The organism is Paenilisteria newyorkensis (assembly GCF_000766145.1).
Taxonomy (GTDB): domain Bacteria; phylum Bacillota; class Bacilli; order Lactobacillales; family Listeriaceae; genus Listeria_A; species Listeria_A newyorkensis.
Map to the genome: position 1 here is coordinate 51,971 of NZ_JNFB01000002.1, position 14,608 is coordinate 66,578.

17 protein-coding genes are annotated in these 14,608 nt (G+C 44.3%); 15 read left to right on the forward strand and 2 right to left on the reverse strand.

Annotated elements, in window-relative coordinates; genetic code table 11:
* Window positions 1-291 precede the first annotated feature (291 nt).
* The 3 genes from EP58_RS00870 (at window position 292) to EP58_RS00880 (ending at window position 3,172) form a co-directional block, all read left to right on the forward strand.
* A complete protein-coding gene (locus EP58_RS00870) occupies window positions 292-1,914 on the forward strand; it encodes a putative polysaccharide biosynthesis protein (protein WP_036089022.1) in 1,623 nt (540 codons plus the stop codon).
* Window positions 1,915-1,932: 18 nt separating this feature from the next.
* Window positions 1,933-2,130 (forward strand): hypothetical protein, encoded by a 198-nt coding sequence (locus tag EP58_RS00875; protein WP_036089024.1) that lies wholly within the window; start codon window positions 1,933-1,935, stop codon window positions 2,128-2,130.
* 586 nt (window positions 2,131-2,716) lie between these two features.
* On the forward strand, window positions 2,717-3,172 hold the full coding sequence (locus EP58_RS00880) for a hypothetical protein (protein WP_036089026.1): 456 nt from the start codon (window positions 2,717-2,719) through the stop codon (window positions 3,170-3,172).
* A 51-nt stretch (window positions 3,173-3,223) separates the two neighbouring features.
* On the opposite strand, the gene EP58_RS00885 is transcribed toward EP58_RS00880, so the two are convergent.
* Window positions 3,224-4,066: an NAD(P)H-hydrate dehydratase gene (locus tag EP58_RS00885; protein ID WP_036089028.1), complete on the reverse strand. Its 843-nt coding sequence runs from the start codon at window positions 4,064-4,066 to the stop codon at window positions 3,224-3,226.
* A 119-nt stretch (window positions 4,067-4,185) separates the two neighbouring features.
* Here EP58_RS00885 and EP58_RS00890 point away from each other — a divergent pair, with 119 nt between their 5' ends.
* From EP58_RS00890 to EP58_RS00935, 10 genes are all read left to right on the forward strand, one after another.
* Window positions 4,186-4,593, forward strand: a complete 408-nt coding sequence (locus EP58_RS00890) for an NUDIX hydrolase (protein WP_036089029.1) — start codon at window positions 4,186-4,188, stop codon at window positions 4,591-4,593.
* A gap of 82 nt (window positions 4,594-4,675) precedes the next feature.
* Complete coding sequence (pepV, locus tag EP58_RS00895) at window positions 4,676-6,088, forward strand: dipeptidase PepV (protein WP_036089030.1); 1,413 nt, start codon at window positions 4,676-4,678, stop codon at window positions 6,086-6,088.
* Between the two features lie 134 nt (window positions 6,089-6,222).
* Window positions 6,223-7,086, forward strand: a complete 864-nt coding sequence (gene dat, locus EP58_RS00900; RefSeq protein WP_036089032.1) for a D-amino-acid transaminase — start codon at window positions 6,223-6,225, stop codon at window positions 7,084-7,086.
* Window positions 7,087-7,155: 69 nt separating this feature from the next.
* A complete protein-coding gene (locus EP58_RS00905; protein WP_036089034.1) occupies window positions 7,156-7,506 on the forward strand; it encodes a nuclear transport factor 2 family protein in 351 nt (116 codons plus the stop codon).
* Window positions 7,507-7,664: 158 nt separating this feature from the next.
* Window positions 7,665-8,108: a MarR family winged helix-turn-helix transcriptional regulator gene (locus tag EP58_RS00910; RefSeq protein ID WP_036089036.1), complete on the forward strand. Its 444-nt coding sequence runs from the start codon at window positions 7,665-7,667 to the stop codon at window positions 8,106-8,108.
* Window positions 8,105-9,580, forward strand: coding sequence for a multidrug efflux MFS transporter MdrM (mdrM, locus tag EP58_RS00915; RefSeq protein WP_036089039.1), 1,476 nt, complete (start codon window positions 8,105-8,107; stop codon window positions 9,578-9,580). The genes EP58_RS00910 and mdrM overlap by 4 nt, the downstream gene beginning before the upstream one ends.
* A gap of 472 nt (window positions 9,581-10,052) precedes the next feature.
* On the forward strand, window positions 10,053-10,865 hold the full coding sequence (locus EP58_RS00920; RefSeq protein WP_036089040.1) for a phosphotransferase family protein: 813 nt from the start codon (window positions 10,053-10,055) through the stop codon (window positions 10,863-10,865).
* The gene (gene trmB, locus EP58_RS00925) at window positions 10,856-11,497 is read left to right on the forward strand and encodes a tRNA (guanosine(46)-N7)-methyltransferase TrmB (RefSeq protein ID WP_036089042.1); all 642 of its coding nucleotides are present in this window, start codon (window positions 10,856-10,858) and stop codon (window positions 11,495-11,497) included. Before EP58_RS00920 ends, trmB begins: the two co-directional genes overlap by 10 nt.
* Window positions 11,498-11,564: 67 nt before the next feature.
* The gene (locus EP58_RS00930; protein ID WP_036089044.1) at window positions 11,565-12,431 is read left to right on the forward strand and encodes an MBL fold metallo-hydrolase; all 867 of its coding nucleotides are present in this window, start codon (window positions 11,565-11,567) and stop codon (window positions 12,429-12,431) included.
* A gap of 93 nt (window positions 12,432-12,524) precedes the next feature.
* On the forward strand, window positions 12,525-12,758 hold the full coding sequence (locus EP58_RS00935; RefSeq protein ID WP_036089045.1) for a metal-sensing transcriptional repressor: 234 nt from the start codon (window positions 12,525-12,527) through the stop codon (window positions 12,756-12,758).
* Between the two features lie 43 nt (window positions 12,759-12,801).
* Here EP58_RS00935 and EP58_RS00940 read toward each other — a convergent pair whose 3' ends face one another.
* On the reverse strand, window positions 12,802-13,113 hold the full coding sequence (locus EP58_RS00940; protein ID WP_036089047.1) for a PepSY domain-containing protein: 312 nt from the start codon (window positions 13,111-13,113) through the stop codon (window positions 12,802-12,804).
* Between the two features lie 187 nt (window positions 13,114-13,300).
* On the opposite strand from EP58_RS00940, the gene EP58_RS00945 reads away from it, so the two are divergent.
* Window positions 13,301-14,374: a M42 family metallopeptidase gene (locus EP58_RS00945; protein ID WP_036089049.1), complete on the forward strand. Its 1,074-nt coding sequence runs from the start codon at window positions 13,301-13,303 to the stop codon at window positions 14,372-14,374.
* Window positions 14,367-14,591, forward strand: a complete 225-nt coding sequence (locus EP58_RS00950; RefSeq protein WP_036089050.1) for a hypothetical protein — start codon at window positions 14,367-14,369, stop codon at window positions 14,589-14,591. The genes EP58_RS00945 and EP58_RS00950 overlap by 8 nt, the downstream gene beginning before the upstream one ends.
* Window positions 14,592-14,608 lie beyond the last annotated feature (17 nt).

Sequence of the window (14,608 nt, forward strand, 5' to 3'; positions counted from 1 at the left end):
TTTACACGAATCGAGCGAAAGCGTTTGTATTCAGGTGAGTTAGGGAAAGCCGGAAGCGGAGCATACTTGTGTATGTGAGAACCGGAAGTTCGCTAACTCACCTGAATGCGAGCGCTTGTCGCCGATTTTTTTTGCTTATGGACCAAACTTTTTTCAACTAATCATTGCAAGCTTGTGCAAGAAGGAGTAAACTAAAATTTAGTTGAGTTTTAAACAAATCAGTATTTCATGAAAAACGAGAGTTAATAATCGGCTCAGGAAACGAGCACTTCACAATAAAGGACGAGGTCTATGTCTTCATCAAAACTACTTCGAGGAACTTTCATTTTAACGTTGGGAACTTTTATTTCTAAATTTTTAGGTCTGTTTTATGTCATTCCGTTTTATTGGATTATGGGTGGCGCTGGACCGATGACATTGTACAATTTCGGGTATGTCCCGTATCAAATTTTTCTAGGTATCGCAACGGCTGGTGTTCCGCTTGCGGTCGCGAAATATGTTGCGAAATATAACGCGATTGGCGAGTACGAAATCGGGCGTCGTTTATTCCGAACGGGCGTTTACTTAATGCTTGCAACGGGGGTTGTCAGCTTTATCGCCATGTATGCGTTAGCGCCTGTACTCGCTGGGCTGCAGTCGATTGAAGGTAGCGGTTATACGGTCGAGGACGTGACGGGGGTTATTCGTGCGGTTAGTTTCGCGCTCATCGTTATCCCGGTTATGAGCCTGATTCGTGGATTTTTCCAAGGGTACCAATCGATGGGTCCCTCAGCGGTTTCTCAAGTTATCGAGCAAATTGTCCGCATTGCGTTCCTGCTTGTCGGTTCAGCAACCGTGCTGTATATCCTGCACGGTACCATCGTTAGCGCCATTAGTATCGCCACATTCGCAGCCTTCATCGGCGCATTGGCGAGTCTGGCCTGCCTACTTTGGTACTTCTTCAAACGCAAAAAAGGTCTCGATGCCCTGTTACGAACGAGTAAAGGCGAAGTGACGGTCTCATTACCGTCGATGTACAAAGATATTTTCATTACGGCGGTGCCATTCGTTGTTGTCGGCATTGCCAGCTCACTTTACCAACAAATTGACCAGTTCACGTTTGGCCGAATTTTGACATGGATTGGCTACAGCGGTCATGAAGCGGAGAATTTACTCGGTATCGTTAACTTCAGTGCGCAAAAATTAGTCATCATTCCAGTCAGTTTAGCGACTGCGTTTTCGATGACGATTGTGCCACTTGTGACGGCGGCTTATGTGCGTGGCGAACAGGAAAACGTGAAAAAGCAACTAAACGATGTTTTCCAAGTACTACTTTTCATCACGTTACCGGCATGTATCGGGATGTCCTTACTCGCAGAACCGCTTTACACAGTGTTTTATGAACATGATCCAGCAGGGATTCAAATCTTGGCGTTCTATGCGCCAGTCGCGATTTTGCTATCTTTATTCAGTGTAACAGCGGCGATTTTGCAAGGAATTGATGAACAGCGATTCACGATTTTGAGCCTGCTTATCGGTTTATTGACGAAATCCGTTTTTCAAATGCCGCTAATGATGTGGATGGGAGCGCGCGGTTCCGTTGCTGCGACTGGACTTGGCTACACTGTGTCCGTTATTTTCGCGATGATCATCATTCGGAAATACGCGAACTACAATTTCAGCGTTATCCTAAGAAGAACAGTCTTAATGTTACTCCTGAATTTAGCGATGGCAATCTCCGTATTGCTCGTATATCAAGGGTTGACGATGTTTATTAATCCAGAAACGAAATTCAATTCGATGATTCTACTCATCCTTTGTGGTGGGGTAGGCGCGCTCGTGTACGGCTATCTGAGCTTGCGACTACGTCTATTCGACAAAGTATTTGGCCCAAGAGCCGCAACAATTCGCCGGAAACTGCGCATGAAAGCATAAAAGGGAGGCAAACGCATCATGGAAAAACGAACAAGAAAGCGGTCAAAAGAAGCACGGCGAGCTCGCATATTTTTGATACTCGGCGTACTCTGTGTCATCGCAGGGCTGGGCGCACTATTTCTAGACTACACTTGGGTTGCCGTTCCATTCGCCATGCTCGCTGCATTACTAGTTGGCATGACGATTGGATTAAAACTTCCAAGAACGAAAGAATAACGAATAAAGCTTGCAGGTCGAATTCAGACATCGCAAGCTTTTTTTGCGCTATTAAAAAAGGTTAGGAGATGCTATAATTAGAAATATGGAAAATTGTAAAAAGGAGCTATACATATGAAAAATTTGGGTCATGCAATCACAGAACAGCTCAGCTATCAAAGGAAATCAAGACGACTTCTCTGGCTACTTTTCGGTATTTTAGTTGTTTGTTGTCTGTCCAGTTTCAATCAATACGAGGCTTGGAAGTCGCCGAATGAGGATTTGAAGGCGACGCTTGCATCCAATAAGAGCATTGGTTATACGCTTGAGCAAGCACTCGCAGCGGATCAAGTGATTACGAAAGTAGATGGCGTTGAATCCAGTGACAATCCGATTAAATATTTTTATTATGAAGCTAAGACGCAAAAAGCTGCGTTAAATCCTTGGAATGCGCCGAATCAATTTTTCACATCTTTGGCGGTGGTTGTGTTGCCCGTTATGTGGGGACTATACTGTATTTTAACGACATTAGGCACGAATAAAGCGGGGCACGAGATTCGGAGTTACCGCAGTTCTTTTTTTTGGAAAACTAATCGCACTCTGCATCGTGGGCATCGGAGTAGTCACATTTGCAACGATTCTATCGATTATTGTCCAGTTTGTGGCCAACGCAATGCTTGGTATTCACGTGCATGCGCCAGCGCCAGACCTCGCTCAATTGCCGATTCAAACGGCGTACCAATGCCTTGTTTTCACGCTATTCGCGAGCTTCTTTTTCTTCCTAGCAACGTGGACGAAATCGCAAAAAATCAGTATTCTCACACTAGCAATCTACATGCTCCTCATCCCAAATCTAGGCGGTTTTGATCTTAAAAATCTGCTTTTGCTATCGCTTGATAATATTTACAACACGTCCGCCTCCACGATGGATATCATGAAAGGCCAGCCGACCGATATGTGGCTCGGCTACACCATTATCGTCTGCCTATGGATCGGTTTTGGCTTTTTCACCTATCACTATACAAAATTAAAACAAGACCCTAAAGCAACTGTTCCGCGCTGAAAATAGCAAAAAAGCTTACACGCGCAATGGAAAACGTGTAGGCTTTATTAATTAATATGGATTGTCGTCAGTTTCGCTAAACTTCTTCAAATAATACGGAATTTGTTCGGCGACTTCGGTTGGCAAAACAACATATTTCTTTTTCGCCAGCGTTTCACCGATATAACTATGCAAAAATACAGCGGTGAGGACGGCGTGTTTCGGTTTTTCTAGCTGTCCGAGTAATCCGGCGATCATTCCGGCCAGCGTGTCGCCCATACCGCCCGTTGCCATCGCTGGTGTACCGTATATATTTTGCCAAATATCTTCGCCGATATAGACACGCGTGCGGTGATCCTTCAACACAACAATCGCATCGAAATCAGTCGCAAAATCTTGATTCTTCATGTCATCCAGATTCTCCGTCTCCATATGCGTCAATCGTTCCCATTCCTTACGATGAGGCGTAAAAATGAGCGTCGCATCCGGCTTTTTGAAATTTTGCGAAGCGTACAACGTAATCCCGTCCCCATCAATCACAACCCGCTGCTCGGCATGCGCATACTCACAAACGATCTCTAAAAGCTGTCCCGCCGTTTCATTCACACCCAGGCCAGGCCCAATCAAAATCGTATCAAATTGCGGCAAAACTTCCATCAAATAATCCGTATCATTAAAATCGAGGCACATCGCTTCGGGCAGTCTCGCATGAAGCGCCGAACGATTCACTGGATGCGTCGCGACCGTTACAAGCCCAGCACCGCTATAAATCGCGCCTTGCGCAGCCATAATGATCGCGCCGCCAAGCCGTTCATTCCCGCCAATCAATAAAACACGACCATAATCACCTTTATTCGACTCATCTTCGCGCTGCTTAATCCAAGCACAGATAACCTTTGGCGTGATTTTCTTCATTTTTGCAACATCCTTTCTCGATTTTCTTTTTCAGTATGTATTATATAGTATTCATTATAAACCTACTTGCCAAATTGTCCAATTTAGTATAACCTATGCAGAAAAGGAGTGAAAGTAAAATGAAACCAATTTTTCCAGCAGTAAAAGCAGTTATTATACATAACGGTCACTTTTTAGTTTTGAAGAAAGCGGGCGTGGAAGGGGATGTGTGGGAACTTCCTGGTGGTCGGATGAACTTCGGCGAAACGAAAGGCGAGGCATTATTCCGCGAGGTGCAAGAAGAAACGGGGCTTCAAGTCCAGCCGTTTATTCTCTACGATACGTGGGAATTTTTCCAACCAGAATATCAAATTACAGGCGTGATTTACTTGTGCGAAAAACCGGATGGCGAAGTGCGGCTTTCGAGTGAACACCAAGCGTACGACTGGTTTCCACTGGAAGCGAGCAGTCTAGAACGAATGGACGTTGTGTTTGCGTCGCGGATGGTACGATGGGATTTTGAGGCGATTCAAGGATTTATGGCGTAATTCACCTCAAAATGCTTTCATACGAGTGCAAAAGGGTATACAATGGAGAAGGTAAACTAACTGTTGAAGGGATTGTTATAATATGAGTACGATCAATTGGCAAGAGGAAGTAGAGAAACGCCGCGAGGATTTCAAACGTGATTTATTTGCGATTTTGAGCATTCCAAGTGTGCGCGATGATTCCAAAGCAACGGAGGACGCACCGTTTGGCCCCGACGTGAAAAAAGCATTGGATTTTGCTTTAGAACTAGCGGCAAAAGACGGTTTTACAACGAAAGAAGTTGGCAATGTTGCAGGTCATGCGGAGTTCGGTCAAGGCGAAGAATTAGTCGCAGCGCTTGGTCACGTAGATGTGGTGCCGGTTGGCGATGATTGGTCACACGATCCATTTGATCCAATTTTAAAAGACGGTAAGGTGTTCGCACGAGGCTCAGCGGATGACAAAGGCCCAGCGATGGCTGCTTACTACGCGATGAAAATTATTAAAGAACTAGATTTACCGCTATCACGCCGCGTTCGGATGATTTACGGTTCAGATGAAGAAAGCGGTATGTCTTGTGTGGAACGCTATTTCGAAACGGAAGAACAGCCAACGATGGGCTTTGTTCCAGATGCTGAATTCCCGATTATCCACGCTGAAAAAGGTATTTCTGAACTTGATATTTCGTTCAAAGATGGCGAAAAAGAAGGAAACGCTGATTTCCGCCTTATCAGTTTTGAATCTGGCGCGCGTTACAACATGGTTCCAGATCACGCGAAAGCTGTTTTGGAAAACGTGAAGGATTTCGACGTCCTTTCTAAAAATTTCGCAGCGTATCAAAAAGAAACAAAATTAGCTGGTGAACTAGTAGAATCAGGTAATTCTGTGACGATTTCTATGGTCGGTAAAGCGGCGCATGCGATGGAGCCGAACAATGGTATCAATGCAGGACTTCATTTAGTAGCATTCCTTGGCAAATTCACGCAAACGGGAGCTGCAAGTGATTTTATAACATTTGGTAAAGATTACTTATATGGCGATTCGCGTGCGATGAAACTTGGCATTCGTTATGAAGACGATGAGAGTGGCGAATTGACAATGAACGTTGGTGTGATCCGTTATAGCGTGGAAGAAGGCGGCCGTTATGGCTTGAATTTCCGTTATCCGGTAACCGCGAACATGGATCAGCTGAAGCTTAAAATGGAAACAGTCGTTAATGAATACAATGGTCAATATACGCATTACGACGATTCTAAACCGCTATTCGTGCCAAAAGACCATCCACTAATCCAAACGTTGCAAGAAGTTTACACGAACCAAACGGGCGAAGAAGCAACATTACTCGCTATTGGTGGCGGAACTTATGCGCGTCACATGGAGACTGGGGTTGCGTTTGGAGCGCTATTCCCAGGCCGCGAAGACACGATGCACCAAAAAGATGAGTTCGCGTATTTCGACGATTTAATTAAAACAATCGCAATTTACGCCGAAGCCCTTTACAAACTAGCGAAGTAAAGTATATAATTGAAAAAAATTAAGATTCAGACTGAATGTAGCAGAGGAACGAAACGCTGGTTTTAACCTCTGCTTTGGTCTTGATTGGAATTTTTAGATAGTTGCAAAAACATTCGCGAAGGAGTGCTGAAGAGATGAAAGTATTAGTGAAGAACCAATTAATAGAACGTGATGAAGCAAAAGTTGATGTTGAAGATAGAGGTTACCAGTTCGGAGACGGGGTTTACGAGGTTATTCGTATGTATAATGGCCAATTTTTTACATATGATGAGCATATCGAGCGTTTGTATGCGAGCGCGGCTAAAATTGATCTTGTGATTCCTTATAGCAAGCCGGAATTGCGTGCGCTTGTGGACAGTTTGATGGAAGCGAACAATATTGGGACTGGTAATGTGTATCTTCAAATCACGCGTGGGGAGCAGTCGCCACGTAATCATGTGATTCCAAGCACGCCGCCGGAAGCTGTGCTCACCGCCTCTGCTAGTGAAGTTCCGCGTGATACGACGCTATTTGAGAACGGCCGCAAAGCGATTCTGGAAGAGGACGTTCGCTGGTTGCGTTGCGATATTAAGAGCCTTAATTTACTGGGAAATTCGATTGCAAAAAATAAAGCGCATCAAGCTGGGGCGTTTGAAGCAATTCTGCATCGCGGGGAAAACGTGACGGAAGGCTCTGCGGCGAATGCTTACATGATTAAAGATGGTAAATTAATCACGCATGCCTCTAACAACCTGATTTTAGAGGGAATTACACGCCAGGTTATTTTGCGAGTGGCAGAAGAGAACGGGATTCCTGTTGTTGAATCTGGCTTTACGCTCACGGATTTGGCTGCGGCGGATGAGGTATTCATTTCCAGCACGACGATTGAAGTGACGCCGATTATTGAAATTGACGGGAAAGTCGTTGGCGATGGCAAACGTGGACCGATAACGAAGAAATTGCACGACGCCTTCACAAAAGAGATTATGAAGCAATGTGGCGAATTGGCAGTAAACTAAAAATAACGAGACCGGATGGGTTCATGAGTAGATGAATCGATTCGGTTTTTTGATGGGGAGGTTTTAAAAATGGATCCTTCACTAAAAGCGCATTTGCAATATTTGGAGGAGCAGTTGCTACAACCAGAAGTTCGATCGTCTCGGGAAGCGTTACAGCGTATCTTGGCGGAGAATTTTTTTGAGTTCGGGAGTTCTGGGCGCGTGCTTTACAAAAATGAGTCGATTGGTGAAGAGGGAATTGGGGAAGTGGAGATGGCTTTGAGCGATTTTGAAATTCAGGAATTAGCGGAAGATGTTGTTTTGGCGACGTATCGCATTTTTAATGTCACGCAAAAGCAAGAATCACTACGAAGCTCAATCTGGAAATTCAAGGATGCTAGATGGCAACTCGTTTTTCATCAGGGAACGAAATGTATATAAATAATGACATATAAAAAATATTCGTTGCTATACGGTTATTGTGCCCGCTTTCATGAAAAAAGCTACTTGACATCGTGCGTAATCGGCGTATAATAAGCGTTGTTAATAGTTCGCATACGAATCTTTCGCTTGTGAACATTAAAGGAGGAGAACAGAATTTGGACGAGAAATTAATACGCGAGGTGGTTCTCTCATTTCGAACGATGCAGCAAAAAATACACCATTATTTACAAGAAGAGGCAACGAAGCGTGACATTACAACTGTGCAATTATTTTCGCTAGGTACGTTGAAAAGAGAGCCACATTTAACGCTTGGGGAACTGGCAGAGCGTGTACGCGTGAATAAAAGCACGATGAGCGGGATTGTCGATCGATTGGTGAAGGCGAATTACTTAACGCGGGGACGTGATGAAGGGAATCGTCGGGCGCTGAATTTACAGCTAACCCAAGAAGGCCTCGCAAAAGTGGACGAAACGTATGATGTTTTTTTTAACCGTTTAGAGGCGGTTTTGGAAATAGACTCGGAAGAACTGAGGGCAATGCTCGCAACACATGACAAAATGATTGCGTTACTAGAACGAAAAGGAGAAACGAAACAATGAATATGAAAGCAGCAAGTGATGGAATTAAAACAAACGGTATCTTAATCGTAATGCTGATGGGGGCATTTGTCACGATCTTGAACCAGACGCTTATGAACGTGGCACTACCAAGCATTATGACGGACTTCAATATTACGGCGAGTCAAGGACAATGGTTGACAACAGGATTTATGCTGGTCAATGGTGTCATGATTCCGATGACGGCCTTTTTAATTGAGCGATTTACGACAAGACAACTATACTTATTTGCGATGATTACGTTTGCCATTGGTACGACGATTTCTGGTTTTGCAGGGGATTACACCGTACTTATTATCGGGCGGATGGTGCAAGCGATTGGTGCGGGTATCGTGATGCCGCTTTTGACCGTGGTTGTACTTAATCTCTTTCCGATGGAGCGGCGCGGTAGAGCGATGGGTTTGATTGGCCTTGCGATGAACTTTGCGCCAGCGATCGGACCGACTTTATCTGGTTGGATTGTGCAAGAATATGATTGGCGAAATCTTTTTTACATTATTATTCCATTCGCGATTCTCGATGTTGTCGTGGCCTTTTTCTTACTAAAAAATGTCGGGAAACGTACTTTTCCAAAATTGGATTTCCTCGGGGTTATTTTATCGACCATCGGGTTTGGTAGTTTATTACTAGGATTCAGTAACGCAGGGGATCATGATTTCCTATCTGCAAAAGTGCTAGGATTCGTCTTATTAGGATTTGTTGTTTTAGCAGTATTTATTTGGTATCAAGGTCGCGCGAAAGCACCTTTGCTAAACTTCAACGTGTTTAAACACAGAACATTTACTTTGACAACAACGATTAGTTTCTTCGTCATGATGGGATTATATGGCGGTATGTTATTATTCCCGATTTTCTTACAAAGTGTACGACATTTTACACCGCTAGAATCAGGGCTCGTGCTTTTACCGGGGGCTGTGATGACCGCGGCACTTTCACCGGTAACGGGAATTATGTTTGACCGATTTGGTGCGAAATATTTGTCATTAATTGGGCTTGTTATCATGGCTGTAACGACATTCATGTTTACAAACCTTGATGAAAGCACGACTTTAACGTATATCGTCGTTGTGCAAACGATTCGGGCAAGCGGGATGGCGATGGTCATGATGCCGCTCCAAACAGCCGCGCTCAACTCGTTACCACTATCAATGGCGGCACACGGCTCGGCAATGTTTAACACCGTCCGGCAAATTGCGGGGTCGCTCGGAACGGCGCTACTCATAACCACTATGTCAAAAAGTGCGAAAAGCTTCGGCGAGAACTTGACGGCGGCGGATGTTGCAGGTAAAACGAAAGAACAGATTGCGAATCATGTGTTGATTCACGGGATTGAGACAGCATTCTTGGTTTCCTCGATTCTTTCTGTGATTGCTGTCATTTTGGCGATATTTATTAAGAAGAAAAAACAATCATTGGCTCCCATTGTGACTAAAACGGAAGTCATCGAACATTAATGTGGATCTCTGGACTTGGCTTTTGGCTGGGTTTGGAGGTTTTTTGTTTTTGGCATATCGGGTTTTTGGGTATGTTAGTTCGAACAACTGGGGTGGATTACATGCTTGCTTCGTTCTCATGCATATTGGGCTCGTAATTCACTTTGTTCAAACGATCGGGAAGGATTACATGCTCACTTCGCTCTCATGCATATTGGAACTGTAATTCACTTTGTTTCAAACAGTTCCAACAAATACGAACATACGTTGACTTGACGGGAGGGGCGAAGAGAAGTAAAATTTAAAAGGTAGCTATTAAGGAATTGTGATAGCTCTTTTTTTATCCATCTTTCTAAAGTACATAGTATTGCGCTGGAATTTTATTATATCTCGAAATTTTTGGCGTACCAACAGGGGTTGTGTAAGAGCTAGATTCGTCGTTAATAATAATGAAATATAGAAAGACAACGACGTAAGTGAAGGTGAATGTAGAATGGAAGATAATTTGTTTGGGCAAGATTGGGAAATAGAGCCGGCGGGCGGGGAAACTGGAAAGGCCTTCGTCGCGATTCATGAAGACGAAAAATTCTTTTTAAAAAAGAATTCCTCGCCTTTTTTAGCTGCGCTTTCTGTTGAAAATATTGTGCCGAAATTAATCTGGACGCGGCGGGTTGAAAACGGGGATGTCATTACGGCGCAGAAATGGATTAATAATGGGCAGACATTGACGGCAAAAGAGATGCGAGAACCGCGTGTGGCTAGATTGCTCGGAAAAATTCACCAATCGGAGGCGTTGCGGGATATGCTGCAACGTATTGAAAAAAAGGACTATTCTTGCTTCCATTTGCTAGAAAAAGTGACGGATGGTATTGGTAATCTGAATCCACTGGATACGAAAGTTTCGGAGGCATACCGTTATTTGCTGGCGAATGTGGATGAACTGGAAGAGGGGCGCCACGTTGTCTGTCACGGTGATGTGAACCATAATAATTGGTTGCTTTCAGAAGGAAACGAGCTGTATCTTGTTGACTGGGATGGCGCGATGCTTGCTGATCCTGCGAATGATCTGGGCGTTTTATTGTATCAGTATGTTCCGTATGATGAGTGGGACGGTTGGCTTAGCGAATATGGTCAGGAGTTGACGCGCGCTTTTTATACACGGGTGAAATGGTTTTCTATCTGTCAGGTTTTGATGGCGATGAATTGGCAATTTGAGCATGACCGGAAACCGGAACTTGCTCGTTTGGAAATACTTTTGAAAAAAATAATGGAAGATAATGAGGTGTACGCAACGTTATGCGAGTAAAACATAAACCGTGGGCGCGGGAGAAAATTCTGGCTCACCCAGAAGTATGTGTGGCAAATCCTGAGGAGTTAAAGGGGAAATGGCACCAACTGTTTGGAAACGAGAATCCGATTCATATTGAAATTGGGACTGGAAAAGGTCAGTTTGTGACAGGAATGGCGCAGGCGAATCCGGATATTAATTATATTGGTATTGAAGTCGTGGAAAGTGTGTTGATTACAGCGCTCGACAAGGCGCTTGCGGCGGGAATTCCGAATTTGCGCTTGCTATCTGTGGATGGTGCGGATTTATTGGAGTATTTCGAAGTCGGTGAAGTTGCGCGGGTTTATTTGAATTTTTCTGATCCGTGGCCGAAGAAGCGGCATGCGAAACGTCGATTGACACATCCGCGCTTTTTGGATATTTATAAAGCGTTGTTGCCGACGGAGGGCGAGATTCATTTCAAAACGGATAATCGCAGTTTATTTGAATATTCGCTGGTGGCGTTTTCGGAGTATGGTGTTTTGTTAACTTACTTGTCGCTTGATCTTCATAACAGCTCGTTTGAAGGGAATATTATGACGGAGTATGAAGAGAAGTTTTCAGCACAAGGTTTTCCGATTTATCGTTTAGAGGCGACATTTAAATCATAGTGAAAGGCTAGAGTTTCCAGCGATTATGGTTACTCTGGCTTTTTTTAGTTTAAAGGAGGACAAAAAAATGGATACTTTGCGGGTAGGGGAGATAACGTTTCATTGGTTGCGCGGCGGTGTGACGCATTTCGATGGTGGCGCGATGTTTGGCGCTGTCCCGAAGGCATTATGGAGCAAAAAACATGAGGTGAACGAGAAAAATCAGATTCGCTGTGTGACGGATCCGATGTATTTTGAATATCAGGGCAAGCATTATCTTATTGATGCGGGTATTGGCGTTTGTCGGTTGACGGAGAAGCAAAAACGTAATTTCGGTGTCGTGGAAGAATCGTTTATTTTGGAAGATTTAGCGACGCTTGGTGTGCGGCCGGAAGATATTGATTGTATCCTGATGACGCATCTGCATTTCGATCATATCGTTGGCTTGACGGATACGAACGGAGAAAGCATTTTCAAGAACGCGACGATTTACACGACGGAAGCGGAATGGCAAGAAATTCGCGAACCAAATATTCGTTCCAAAGCAACATACTGGCCTGAAAATTGGCAGGGAATCGCGAGCCAAATACAGACATATGCGCAACATCTGGAATTAAATGACGCAATTTCATTAGAGAAAACTGGCGGACATAGCAATGGGCACGCGGTGATTCGGATTGATAGTCAAGGCGAATCGGCTATTCATATGGCGGATATTTTCCCGACGCATGCCCATCAAAATGTGCTATGGGTGACAGCGTATGATGATTATCCAATGGACTCAATTTTTGCGAAGGAGCGGATTCGGAATGAGCTGGACGGGACGGGGAAATGGTTGCTCTTTTATCATGACTCTTTCTATCGCGCTTTGCAATTCGATGTGGATGGAAATGTGACGGATAAAGTAATAGCGGACAGGGGAATTTATTATACCTCCATATGGTATATGAATTAGTAACCTGTATAGGGGGTTGTGACGAACATTATCTATGAATGGTTTTTTGGGACATGAATAAAAATTAGATTCTTATCGCTAGGGGGTATACCTATGTCAGAGGTTAGAAAATCAATTTCCAACCGGTTCGCTAAAATCGAAGGGCATGTGAGATCCATCAAGAAAATGACGGATGAGGAGCGTTCATATGAAGAAATTATGCTACAAGTTGCTGCGGTGAAAAAAGCGTTGCAAAGTGCCGAAAAAGTCATTTTCAGCGAACAGATGAAAGATATGGTGGACAGCGGCACGTATGATCAAAAACGCGTGGATAGTTTTATTAAATAAAAAAACTGCAGGCGCATCATTGGCCTGCAGTTTCGTATTTCTATCAGGTTAAGTAAACGTCAATAACTGTTCCAGTCGTCGCGTCTGCGATAAATTCGAATTGTTTCTTCTCGCCATCACGAATCGCTGTGATACCACCGTGATACACGAACGTATCCATCGCGAATTTTTTGTAATGTTGTTTTTTCAGTTGAATCCACGAGCCTTCGATTGGCCCTTCTTTTTTGAATGCTTCTTTGACGTTTTCAAGAATTACATCGCCTGAAATGGTCTTTGGCTCGAGTAGGTAATGGTTGATAAGATGACCCGCGGCTGCTCCTGCTGCAACACCTGTAATAAATACTTTCCAGTTCATTGTTTGCCTCCCTAAATCTTACTTGTCTTCTCTTTTTTAGCTTTACTGTGTCTTATTATACCCTCTAAACTAAAAATATAAAAGCCTTTACATCGAAGGGCGCCGATTTGGTTAGCCGAATTCTTAGACGTAACGTTTCTGGAAGTGGTATAATGCTAGAGATATCACCGAAAAGGACTGATGATAAGTGGAAAAAGAAACGTTGGAGTTATTTAAAACATTAACGGAGTTGCCAGGCACGTCTGGAAACGAGCAGTTTGTGAGAGATTTTGTAAGAAAAGAAATTACGCCGGTCTCTGATGAAGTGATTCAAGACGGTTTAGGCGGTATTTTTGGTGTGCGTCATGGCGCGGAAGATGGGCCGAGAATCCTTGTTGCTGGCCATTTGGATGAGGTTGGTTTCATGGTGACGCGGATTACGGATAATGGGATGATCGCTTTCCAAACGCTTGGTGGCTGGAATCCGCAAGTTCTGCAAGCGCAACGAGTGCAACTGATTACGGCGAATGGGCCGGTTATTGGTGTGGTAGCGTCTGTTCCGCCGCATTTGTTGACCGAAGCAGAACGAAGCAAGCCGACAGATCCGAAAAACTTGTTAATCGATATTGGTGCGGATGATCGTGACGATGCGATTGCGATTGGCGTGAAACCTGGACAACAAATCGTTCCGGTTGCTGAATTTACACCACTTGCTAACCCGAAAAAAATCATGGCAAAAGCGTGGGATAATCGCTACGGCGTCGGTCTTGCAATCGAGCTTTTAAAAGCGGTGAAGGATGATACGTTGCCAAATACGCTGTTTGCGGGCGCGAATGTGCAAGAAGAAGTTGGGCTTCGTGGCGCTGGTGTTAGTGCGCATATGATTCAGCCGGATATCTTTTTCGCGCTTGATGCGAGTCCGGCGAATGATACGACAGGTGATAAGACGCAGTTCGGCCAAATAGGGCAAGGCTTCTTAATGCGGATTTTTGATCGGACGATGATTATGCATCGCGGTATGCGTGAATTCCTGCTGGATACCGCGGAGTCCAACAAGATTCCGTATCAATATTTCATTTCGCCAGGTGGAACGGATGCTGGGAAAGTACACACGTCGAACAGTGGGATTCCGAGCGCGGTTATCGGTGTTCCGGCGCGTTACATCCATTCCTCCAACTCGATTTTGCACGTGGATGATTACGCGGCGGCAAAAGAAATGATTACAACAATTGTTCGTACCCTTGATAAAACAACATGGGAAACGATTCGCAATAATGCTTAAAAAATGGTGGCGGCATCCAGTTATTCTGACGGGGAGTATCATGTTCCTCTCGGCGCTCGTTTTCTTGATAGGGTATTTCTTTCACGTTCCTTATTTGAAAGAAACGGAGCTCGGGTGGATTTTGACAACGCTTATCGGTGGCGTACTCGTCTTGGGATTCGGCTTTATGTGGTATTGGAAAGATCAAGTAAACGCGAAAAAGCGCCTCCGTGAATGAGGTGCTTTTTCATGGGA